This is a genomic window from Flavobacterium sp. TN-1 (assembly GCF_052828645.1).
This window is the reverse complement of record NZ_CM128253.1, coordinates 2,800,406-2,812,416: the sequence shown is the minus strand read 5'-3', so window position 1 is coordinate 2,812,416 and position 12,011 is coordinate 2,800,406. Positions and strand designations below refer to the sequence as shown.

Annotated in this window: 9 protein-coding genes; 8 read left to right on the top strand and 1 reads right to left on the bottom strand. The window is 26.3% G+C overall.

Features of this window, described 5'->3' with window-relative positions; translation table 11 throughout:
- Positions 1-77: 77 nt before the first annotated feature.
- The 8 genes from ACUXZJ_RS12735 (at position 78) to ACUXZJ_RS12700 (ending at position 11,083) form a co-directional block, all read left to right on the top strand.
- Positions 78-2,267 carry a glutamine synthetase III family protein gene (locus ACUXZJ_RS12735; protein ID WP_060382368.1) on the top strand — a complete coding sequence of 730 codons (2,190 nt, stop codon included), beginning with the start codon at positions 78-80 and terminating at the stop codon, positions 2,265-2,267.
- Positions 2,268-2,836: 569 nt separating this feature from the next.
- Entirely contained in the window at positions 2,837-5,248 is a 2,412-nt protein-coding gene (locus tag ACUXZJ_RS12730) for an outer membrane beta-barrel family protein (RefSeq protein WP_063743854.1), read from the top strand.
- A 134-nt stretch (positions 5,249-5,382) separates the two neighbouring features.
- A complete protein-coding gene (locus ACUXZJ_RS12725; RefSeq protein WP_063743855.1) occupies positions 5,383-5,607 on the top strand; it encodes a hypothetical protein in 225 nt (74 codons plus the stop codon).
- Positions 5,608-5,808: 201 nt separating this feature from the next.
- On the top strand, positions 5,809-6,048 hold the full coding sequence (locus ACUXZJ_RS12720) for a hypothetical protein (protein ID WP_060382365.1): 240 nt from the start codon (positions 5,809-5,811) through the stop codon (positions 6,046-6,048).
- Positions 6,049-6,151: 103 nt separating this feature from the next.
- On the top strand, positions 6,152-7,471 hold the full coding sequence (locus ACUXZJ_RS12715) for a radical SAM/SPASM domain-containing protein (RefSeq protein ID WP_063743856.1): 1,320 nt from the start codon (positions 6,152-6,154) through the stop codon (positions 7,469-7,471).
- On the top strand, positions 7,458-9,674 hold the full coding sequence (locus ACUXZJ_RS12710) for a peptidase domain-containing ABC transporter (RefSeq protein WP_446195170.1): 2,217 nt from the start codon (positions 7,458-7,460) through the stop codon (positions 9,672-9,674). The genes ACUXZJ_RS12715 and ACUXZJ_RS12710 overlap by 14 nt, the downstream gene beginning before the upstream one ends.
- Positions 9,675-10,447: 773 nt before the next feature.
- Positions 10,448-10,888: a hypothetical protein gene (locus ACUXZJ_RS12705; RefSeq protein ID WP_060382361.1), complete on the top strand. Its 441-nt coding sequence runs from the start codon at positions 10,448-10,450 to the stop codon at positions 10,886-10,888.
- A gap of 3 nt (positions 10,889-10,891) precedes the next feature.
- The gene (locus tag ACUXZJ_RS12700; protein WP_060382360.1) at positions 10,892-11,083 is read left to right on the top strand and encodes a hypothetical protein; all 192 of its coding nucleotides are present in this window, start codon (positions 10,892-10,894) and stop codon (positions 11,081-11,083) included.
- On the opposite strand, the gene ACUXZJ_RS12695 is transcribed toward ACUXZJ_RS12700, so the two are convergent.
- Positions 11,078-11,545 (bottom strand): hypothetical protein, encoded by a 468-nt coding sequence (locus tag ACUXZJ_RS12695; protein ID WP_063743858.1) that lies wholly within the window; start codon positions 11,543-11,545, stop codon positions 11,078-11,080. The genes ACUXZJ_RS12700 and ACUXZJ_RS12695 overlap by 6 nt on opposite strands.
- Positions 11,546-12,011: the final 466 nt, after the last annotated feature.

The following is a 12,011-nucleotide window of genomic DNA, read 5'->3' as shown; positions in this document are numbered from 1 at the left end:
GGTCTAGGTGTTTTTTATATTTTTTTTTATACTTTTGAACTAATCTAATAAGGTATAAACTACTTAACAATAATTTTATGGCAACATTTCGTTTTCAATCACTCCAAAAGGCTACTAGTCGTCCAACTGTAGTAGTAGAAGAACTAGATAGAAAATCATCTATCTTTGGGACCAATGTATTTAATGATAAAGCAATGCGTCAATTTTTGACATCTGAGGCTTATAAGGCTGTTCAGAATGCTATTCAACACGGAATTAAAATTGATCGAAAAATTGCTGATTATATAGCAATGGGGATGAAAGAATGGGCTTTGTCAAAAGGAGTAACTCATTATACACATTGGTTTCAGCCTTTAACAGGTACAACAGCAGAAAAACATGATGCTTTTTTTGAAACGTCTTTTGACGGATCAGATCCAGTAGAAAAATTTGGAGGAAGTCAACTTGTACAACAAGAACCAGACGCTTCTTCTTTTCCAAATGGAGGAATTCGTAATACATTTGAAGCCCGTGGATATACAGCTTGGGATCCAACATCACCTGCTTTTATTTTTGGTACAACATTATGTATTCCTACCGTTTTTATTTCATACACAGGAGAAGCATTAGATAATAAAACACCTTTGTTACGTGCTTTACAAGCTGTTGATACAGCAGCGACAGAAGTAGCTAAATATTTTGACAAAAACGTTAAGAAAGTTACACCTACCTTAGGTTGGGAACAAGAATATTTCTTGGTAGATTCAGCTTTAGCTTCTTCTAGACCTGATATTTTAGCTACAGGAAGAACACTATTAGGTCATACCTCAGCCAAAGGACAGCAATTAGAAGATCATTATTTTGGATCTATTCCAACACGTGTGCTAAACTATATGCGCGATTTAGAAAATGAGTGTATGCTATTAGGAATTCCTGTTAAAACACGTCATAATGAGGTAGCACCTAACCAATACGAGTTAGCACCTATTTTTGAAGAAACTAATTTAGCTGTAGATCATAACTCTTTATTAATGGATGTAATGCAAAAAGTAGCAGAACGTCATAGCTTTAAAGTGCTAATGCACGAAAAACCTTTTAAAGGAGTAAATGGTTCAGGTAAACATAATAACTGGTCGTTAGCAACAGATACAGGTGTTAATTTATTATCACCAGGGAAAACACCTATGAGTAATCTACAGTTTTTAACTTTCTTTATAAATACAATTAAAGCAGTACATGATTATGAAGAATTATTAAGAGCTTCTATAGCATCGGCAAGTAATGATCATAGACTAGGAGCAAATGAAGCCCCACCAGCCATTATTTCTGTATTTATTGGTCAACAATTAACAAAAGTATTAGAAGAATTAGAAGGTGTATCAAACGGAAAATTATCACCAGAAGAAAAGACAGATCTAAAACTAAATGTAGTAGGTAAATTACCAGATGTATTCCTAGATAATACAGATAGAAACAGAACTTCTCCTTTTGCTTTTACAGGTAACAAGTTTGAGTTCCGTGCAGTAGGTTCATCAGCCAATTGTGCTACTTCTATGGCCACCTTAAATACAATCGTAGCCAAACAATTGAAAGTATTCAAAATAGAAGTAGATGCTTTAATTGAAGAAAAAGGATTGAAAAAAGATGAAGCCATCTTTAATATATTAAGAGAATATATCAAACAAACTAAAAATATCTTATTTGAAGGAGATGGTTATAGTGACGCATGGGAAGAGGAAGCCGAAAAAAGAGGTCTAAGTAATCATAAAACGACTCCGAAAGCTCTAAAAGCCAAAGTCTCAGAAAAAGCAGTTAGCCTGTTTGAAGAAATGGGGGTAATGAACCATGTAGAAGTAGAAGCTCGTTATGAAATTGAATTAGAAGAATACACTAAAAAAATTCAAATAGAAGGAAGAGTTCTTGGCGATATTGCTCGTAACCACGTAATTCCCACAGCTATTCGTTATCAAAATATTTTAATTGAAAATGTAAAAGGATTAAAAGAAATTTTTGGTTCCGATTTTGAAAATGTTGCTAAAGAACAAATAGGTCTAATTAAAGAAATTTCAGCACACATTGAAGGAATTAATAAAAATGTAGATCAAATGATAGAAGAGCGTAAAAAAGCTAATAATTTAGAATCATCTGAAGATATGGCAAACGCATATTGTGACCACGTTAAACCTTATTTTGATGTTATTCGTGAACATTGTGATAAATTAGAATTGCTAGTCGATGACGAATTATGGACGCTAACTAAATATAGAGAATTATTATTTACAAGATAAATGTAGTTTTTTAAAATAAAATAAATATTTTTTAAAAAAAAGAGGACTTTTTTAAGTTCTCTTTTTTTGTTTTTAAATATTTTTATGAATATCGTTAAATTTTAACAAAATATACGGAAAAACCTCGTTATGAATATTTTTAAACTAATTAAATTTCACTATTCTATTTAAAGTTATTGAATCACAGTGATTTATGTGTGAGAGATTACTTGTGGTAAAATCAAGAATATTTGTTTTTTAATGACAATAACAAAATTTGAGTTGAAATTGTAGTAGGATTGGACATCCTTAAAATGAAAACTCTAAACAGAATATAGAAGATTATCTTTTTTAACTTTTATTTCTTTTAGAGTTTTTTAAACTAATGAATACGGAAATAAAAATTATAAGAAATGATATTTAATTTCTGTTTACCTATAGAAGAAATTACATTATCAACGCCGCTAACTCGTTCAAATTTCTTTAAGATACAGAATAGAGACTAGATGGGTTAGATAACAAGAATATGATTTTTAAGAAATTTCCTAAAAGTAATGATAGATCAATAAAGACTAAACAAACTACGTAAAATGCAAGAATTAAGACAAATTATTTTCTATTTATTCATTTTAGGAATTCCAATTACTATTAAAGCACAATTTACAATTACAGGAAAACTAATGAAACAGAGTAATGTACCCATAGTAATGGCAGAAGTAATTATGTCAACATTAGAAAATGAAGCCATTTCTACTCAATTAACAAACGAGCAAGGATATTTTGAAATAAAGGTTCCAAAAAGAGCAAATTATATTATACAAATAAAGCAATTAGGAACAATTCTTATAGAAAAAAATGTTGAAATAAAAGAAAATACAAATCTAGGAATTTTACATCCCGAAAAGATAAATAAAATAGAAGAAATAACCATAATATCTCAAAAGAAAATAATAGAACGTAAAGTAGATAGAGTAATTTTTAACGTACAAAATTCTACTAGAGCTTCAAGTGGAGATGCCTTAGATGCTTTAAAAGTAACACCAGGAATAAGAATTCAAAATGATCTAATAACCATGATAGGAAAAAGCGGAATGGGACTCATGATAGATGGTAGATTGATGTCATTATCTGGTGACGATTTAACAAATTATCTTAAAACAATAGCAGCCGATAATATAAAATCAATAGAAGTTATTACAACACCACCAGCAAAATATAGTGCTGAAGGAAATAGCGGTTTACTTAATATTATTCTTAAAAAAGCCAAAAATGATACATGGAATACAAGTATTAGAACCAATTTAAAACAAAATACCTATTTTACAGGAGGACTAGGAGGAACATTTACTTATAAAAAAGACAAAAATAGTTATGTTATAAGCACACTTTATACAAATGGTAGTTATAAAGGAACTGAAAATTCGATTATTTATTATCCTAATCAACAATGGGAAAACAGAGGAATAGGAAAGTATTATACCAATATCTGGAGTAATCGTCTAGGATATGACTATCAGGTAAATAAAAAATGGAATTTAGGAATACAATATGTAGGCAATATCAGTAAACCCAATATAAATGATTCAAATGAAGTAACTCTTGTAGATAATATAAGACAACAACAAACCGCTAATATTAATTCAATTGGAGAAAGTAAGCGAAAAAAAGAACTAAATACAATTAATCTTCATTCAAATATAGATTTAGATACAATAGGTAAAAAAATAAGTATTGATCTAGATTATTTGAGTTATACATCTGCTGTTAATCGTAATTTTAACACTACAACTTTTGCGCTACCACAATCAGGTTTGTCCTCAAAATTTCAAAATACTCTAAATCAAACAAGTCAAAATATTAAAAATATTTCAACTCAGGTAGATATACAACATCCATTAAAATGGATTCATTTGAATTACGGCATACGATTATCATATTCAAAAACCAATAATGATATAGATTTATTTGATAACACTACAGGCCAACCTTTAAAAGATTCTAATCAAAGTAATAAATTTCAGTTTAAAGAAAATACACAAGCCATTTACATAAGTGGAAATAAAACTTTTGGTAATGAAAAATGGCAAACTCAATTAGGAATGCGTCTTGAAAGTACACAAACAGAAGGAAATTCACTCACTTTAAATCAAATAACAACTAAAAATTATACTCAGTTTTTCCCTACGATATATTGTATGTACAAAATAAATGATAATAAAACAATTTCATTAAGCTATTCCAAAAGAATTTATAGACCTAGTTTTTCTAATCTAAATCCATTTAGATGGTACACCTCAAACTTTTCATATTCAGAAGGAAATCCAAATTTAAAACCCTGCATATCAAATAATCTCGAGTTTAATTTTAATTATAAAGACAATATAGGTTCTAGTTTGTTTTTTTTAAAAAAAACAAATAATTTCGGACAAGTAGTAATGCTTAATGATAATGAATACTATCAAAGAATAACACAACTTAACTATTTTGACAATTATAGCATCGGATTAAATCAAATGCTAAATTATACGAAGAAAAAATGGTGGGAAAATCAAAATACCTTATATATTTATTTTCAACACTCCGATTCTAGAATTTATCCTCTGACACCTAAAACCAATGAAGGTTTGGGCGCGCAAATAAATACAAGTAATAATTTTATTTTAAAAAAAGATAAAACCCTTTCAGCAGGTTTTGATGTTAGCTATATCTTCCCTAATAGATCAGGTGATCTAGTTTATAACTATGAAAGAACATTGATAAGTCTTTATGGAAGAGCTTCGTTTTTTGAAAAAAAAATGCAAGCAATTATAACAATTGAAAATCTTTTAAAAACAAACGATTTTAACACGTTAAGTACTCGCAATATGATCGATACTAAATATAAAGGATATTATGATTCTCGTTATATAAACTTACAATTAATATACAAATGGGGTAATAATAAAATAAGTAATAAAAATCGAAAAGTAAGCAACGAAGAAGAAAAAAACAGAACAAATTAAAATATTTTAAATTTCTATAATTTGTAGTGTACAATACAGAAAATAGAATTTATAAATAACCATTTGCGCAAATTAACTGACTGCTCGGTGAAATAATAAGCAGAAACAATACAATAATTTTTATTCTAGTAAAAATGAAAACAAACAAAACAGAAAAATTTGATCTATCAAAATTTGAGGCTCTTGAAATTAATGGAGAAACATTAAAAGGAGGTTTTTCTACTGCTTTAACAATTAATGTAGTAGGCGGTTTACTAAAAGAAGGTGATAACTACTATAAATGCGGTCAAACAAACAATTGTCAAAGTGGTAATTGTGTTGCAGGCTGCGGATCAGATATTAGTACAGCAGAAGTTTAGTAATAAAATTGAGTTAGAATAATTAAAAAAGAAGTATCCGGAAAGTTATAACATCCAATGTAATTAAATATACTAGACTCTATAATCTTGTTTATAAATAAAGATAAAAATAGAAAAATGAAATTTTCATTCTATTGAATAATAAATTACATATTGATTTATACTTTTCGGATAACTTCCTTATAAGAAACGGAATAATCTATGAAACTTTTAAATTTTGAAAAACTAGATGAGGTTGATAAACAAAAACTTATAGGAGGATTTTCTTCGATCTTTAGTACAGTTGATAATTTTGATTACCAAGATTCAAACCTTACTAATAATTGTCATGGAGGAAACTGTGCAGCAGCTACTTGTAAAAAACAAAAAATAACGAAAGAAAAAGGTAAAAACGGGAATTGCGTAGGTAACTGTGTACCAGGTTGTAGTACAAAGAAATAGATAAAATTTATCTATAATCATCTTTTTATATCCTTCATGATATAAAGACAAAGTGTGTATTGTTTTTAATTTTTATAAACTAAATAATAGGCTAACATAAAATATGAAAAAATATAGTCGCTTTAATACGATATTACCTTACAAAGGAAAATATGCGTTGTACAATTCATTAGAACAAAAATTTCTTTTTATAGAAAGAGAGTTAAAAGAAATTTTAGAAGCCTCTATTATAGAAGGTATTAATAACTTAAAAGAAATACATCCTACTTTTTTTGATTATTTGTCCGAAAATAATTTTGTTATAGATGACAATGTAGACGAAACGGATAAATTAAAAAAAATTAGTGAAAAAATAGACGAAAATAATTCTACTTTTTTGCTTACAGTTAATCCTACAATGAACTGTAATTTCAAATGTTGGTATTGTTATGAAACCCATATTAAAGATTCTAAATTAGAATATTCAGTTTTAGATTCAGTGAAAAAATTTGTAACAAAAACTATTTCAAAAAACGAAATGAAATACTTTTCCTTATCATTTTTTGGAGGAGAACCCTTGTTGTATTTCAAAATGAATGTGATTCCGCTGATAGATCATGTAAGGGAAGAAAGTAACCATTACAATAAAAAATATTCCGTTAGTTTTACCACGAATGGATATTTAGTCAATGATTATTTTATTGACTATTTTAAAAAATACGATATGTACGCGAGTTTACAAATTACTCTAGATGGTTATAAAGAAGAACATGATGAAGTTAGATTTGTAAACAAAAAGAAAGGAAGCTATGATGAAATTATAGCAAATGTGAAAAAATTACTTCTAAACGAACGATTTAATATTACTCTTCGAATCAATTACACTGATAAAAATATTCACAATTGTTTTAAAATTATTGATGATTTTGAAGAAATTCCAAAAGAAATCAGAAATAAAAAATTATTGATAGATTTTCATCGTGTATGGCAAAATGATCAGCTTGATGATAGTAATAAAGTTTTAATGAACAACGTCTCTATTATGGAGTCTAAAGGTTTTAGAACAAATGTTATCTATTCTCCAGATAATGTAAAAGCATCTTGTTATGCAGATAAAAGAAATAGTGCAACTATAAATTATAATGGAGATTTATTCAAATGTACCGCAAGAGATTTTCTTTCTGAAAATAGAGCAGGATATATCTCACAAGAAGGAGAACTTGTATGGGAAAATGGCTATTTAGATAGAAGAATGACATCCAAATTTAAAAACAAACCCTGTCTTAATTGTAAAATTATGCCTTTATGCAATGGAGGATGTACACAGCACGCTATAGAAAATGAAGGAAAAGAATATTGTGTTTTTCATGGAGATGAATCTGAAAAAGATAAAGTTGTTTTAACCAAAATAGAGGAAATATTAAAAGAAAATGTTGCATTATAATAAATCAAAAGTAACTTTTTACAATCAACTTGAAAGTACAGATTGTGGTGCGGCATGTTTAGCTATGATTATCAGTTATTATGGTAAAAAAATTGCATTATCACAGGTAAAGAAACAATTTGATTTTACTCGAATAGGAGTTTCTATTCAAGATATTACAAAAGTAGCATCAAAAATAGGATTGCAAACCACTCCTTTAAAATTAACACAAGAGCAACTAGAAGAAATTCCTTTACCTTCAATTTTATTTTGGAAACAAGACCATTTTGTAGTACTCGAAAAAATTACATATAAAAACAAAAAAAATAAATACCATATACTTGATCCAGCTTATGGTAAAATTATTTTAGAAAAGGACATCTTTATAAAAGAATGGCAAGGAAATAATGAAAAGGGAGTAGGGATTGTATTTCAAGAAACAGAAGAGTTTAAAAACTTTAAATGGCAAGAAGAAAGTAAAAAAGCAATACTAAAATCGCCCTCATTTATCACCGCTTTTTCATTTTTAAAAATTAATAAATGGAAATACCTGAGTTCAATTATATTACTAATCATTAGTTTGATAACTTCTTTTTATATTCCATTTACTTTTCAAAAGATTATTGATTCAGGGATAATATTAAAAAATATTCATATAGTTTATTATTTTTTAGCAGCACAAATAGTACTTTTTATATCTAGTTTTATATCTGATTTTTTAAGCACTCTGTTACTAACAAAAATTAATTACCATTTGAGTATCTTGTTAAAAGAAAATTTACTACTCAAATTAATGCGTCTACCCATTCGTTTTTTTGATACTCGACTTAATACAGAAACTTTACAACGAATTCAAGATCAAAAAAAAATACAAAATTTTATTACTTGGAAAGGAATTGATTTTAGTTTGAGTGTATTTAATATACTTATTTTTAGTGCTTTACTATGTTATTTTAATCTTGTTGTTTTCAGTATTTATATAACCTTATCAATATTTTCAATAATTTGGGTATCCTTTTTTTTACGAAAAAGAGCAATGTTAGAGTATGCTATGTTTTTAAGTCAATCTGAAAACAGTAATGGAGTTTATGAATTTATAATGAATATGCCAGAAATAAAAATAAACAATGCTCAATATAAAACAGTAAATAAAATATTAAATATTCAGAAAAAAATAAATAAACTAGAACTCCGCAATTTATTTTTAAATATGTATCAAAATATAGGAGTCGAGTTCTTAAGTAAGTTTAAAGAAATTACAGCCATAGCCATTTGTGCTTATTTTATTATAAAAGGAGAAATGACATTAGGAACATTATTGAGCATTTCATACGTCATAGGTCAGTTAACAAACCCTATTCAAAATTTAGTCACATTTATTAGAGATACCCAAGATGCCACAATAGCTAATAAACGAATAAATGAAATTTATGATACTGAAGAAGAAGATAATCATACAAAAATAGATATAGAAAAAAATACTTTTAATGTTATAGATATAAAAGAAGTTTCTTTTAAATATCCAGGAAATTTTAATCCATTTGTTTTAGAAAATATATCTTTTTCAATTCCTAAAAATAGTATTACTGCAATCGTAGGAGCAAGTGGTAGTGGAAAAACATCTCTTTTAAAATTATTACTTTCTTATTACTCTTCAACAAAAGGTAAAATTCAGTTAGACTCATTTAATTTACAGGAAGTTTCTTCTAATTTATGGAGAAAAAAATGCGGTATTGTTTTACAAGATGGAAAAATATTTAGTGGAACAATAGCAGAAAATATTGCAATAGCAGATGAAAAAATAGATGAAGAAAAATTAATAGAAGCAGCTGAAATAGCCAATATATTAGAGTTGATAAAAGTATTACCTATGGGATTTAATACAAAAGTAGGAAATTCTGGAATCGAATTAAGTGGAGGGCAAAAGCAACGAATTTTAATTGCTCGAGCTATTTATAAAAATCCCGAATTTATTTTTTTTGACGAAGCAACTTCAGCATTAGATGCAGAAAATGAAAAAATAATTCATAATAATTTACAAGAATTTTTTAGAGGAAGAACAGTTGTTATTATTGCGCATCGTTTGTCAACTGTTAAAAATGCAAATCAAATTATAGTATTAAAACAAGGAAAAATAGTAGAAAAAGGAAATCATCAAGAACTTGTTGATAAAAAAGGCGATTATTTTAATTTAATTAAAAATCAATTGGAGTTAGGAAATTGATAAACTAAAGGAAAATAATATACTAAAAAAAATGATAGTTTAAATAATATTTAAAAAGAAGCTCTATATTGATGTAAAAAATAAATAAAACTTAAAATAGTTTTAACATAATATACGGAAAAACCATAATTAAATTAATTTTAAACAAACTAAATTGCGCCCCGTAAAACTTCTTGATTATCGGTTATTAAAGGGAAAATTATCATGCTAATAGAGAAGAGTTGTTCCTTTGTTAAACTTTATAAACAAAAAAACAGCAATTTACAGTAAGAATTATAAAAGGGATTGGACATCCTTGAATGAAAACTCTAAAAAGAATATAAAGATAGAATAAGCATAATGCCTTTGGTGTTTAAAAAGTGATAAAAAAGAGCTTATTTTTAATCTTTGTATCTTTTAGAGTTTTTAAAACTGAAAAATTAGAATATTTGAAAATAAACATAGTCTAGTGTAAATTTTATCTATAAAATTTTAATAATTAGATCTTTAAGAATATAAATAATCTATATAAAATAGAGTAAAAAATATCTGTTTTTGATGATCTTTCTTATGAAAATGTTTTATGACTTAAGATATTCATATACTTATATGAAAAAAAAAATTATTTTAATATTAATATCTCCTTACCTATGTAGAGGTTTTATATTTCGTTTTTCTGATAATAACGAATTTATGAAGTTAAAAAAAGAAAAAATATGTTTCAATGATCCATTTTTTTCTAAAATGAAAATAGATAAAAGAGGAACAATTAAACCTCCGAGAATTAATTAAAAATGTATAGAACTTTAGGGTCAATATTTATTATAGTATCCGCATTAATATCTTATTTAGATAAATATGTGATGGTTTATAATATTAATTTTAATGATAATTGTGGTTATAATAACTCAGCCGATTTGGTTTGGGCAACATCCATTATAATAGCTCCACTTTTACTAATTGTAGGAGCTAACATGAAACCGTATAAAATAAGTTATATTTTTCCTGTTTATACCTATGCAACGTATTTATTTTGGGTGTTTAAAGAAGATAAAACAGACTATGGATGGTCTAAAATTTATGCCATTTTTATAACTCTTTTATTTATTGTTTTTATGATAGGAATTTCTAAAATAAAGGAAAAAGAGAGAGTAGAAAAAGAAAAAATTAAGAAAAAAATTATATTTCTTGAAAAAATGTTAGACTTGTCTTATATAGTAATAAATAAATATTAGCCTATGAGTAAATATGATGAGTTAATACGTCTTTCAAAGTTAGCCAATGAGTCGTATGATAATAATGAAATTGACGAAGAAACCGTTAAAAAGATATTTTCTCAATGTTTGAAAGAATATAGAAGAATACAAGCAGAAGAAAATTCAAAAATAAAAAAAGATTGTATTGGTATGTTTTTTAAAAAGCCTCTATAATAGAGACTTTTTTGTTTTCTTTTTCATTTTACTTAGTTGACTTATTAATTCCTTTTCTTTAAAAGTTTCATACAAATAATCTACTTTATTATCAATTGTTTTAACTAAGTTGTCATATTCTTTACTAGCGTGTTTATCTTTATAAAAAGAAACTTGTTCTCTTAAAAAATCATTTTGTTCTTTAAGAAAAACAATTGTGTCATTTGCGGTTTTTAATTCCGTTTTTAAAAAATTTATCTCAATTGATTCCTTGTGTTCATAACTTACTTTAGAATTTTCATCTAAATAATTTTTGTTAGCTAAATAATTATGTAAAATTTTAAGAGTAGATTCTCTTGGTTTTTTTGAAGTGCCATTTAATATTTTATTAATACCAACTTCTGTGAGTTTTGTTTCTTCAGCTATTTTATAACCAGTTAACCCTCTTTTTTTAATTTCTAGAATTATAGAATTAGCATCCATTTTTATTCATTTTAGTTTTTAAAAGCATAATAGTTATGTTAAAAAAAATATATTTAGTTTTGTATTTACATAACTATTATGTATGTTTGTCTTTACAAATCTAACAAAAAAAACTATTTGTTTGAGCTGAGAGTAAAAAAACGATATTAAATGTAAAAGAATTAAAAAGTTTTAAATTTTCTAAAAAAGGATAGAAAGAAAAGATTGTAATCTTTTTGAATTGACGTTTCATATTTGTTTTTTTAAATAAAATTACTATCTTATATCTTTAAAATAAATCAATTTTAAAATACCTTTAAATTGGTTTGGGTAAAATGGGAGATAGGATAATAAAAAAATAATATAATAAAATGTAGAATATACATAACAAGTTAGTTAAATGGTAATAGAAAATTGTTTAAAATTAAATAAATTATGTTTTGGGGTTTATTTAAAAAATAATTAGTGTCACATTTTAGTGTCTTAA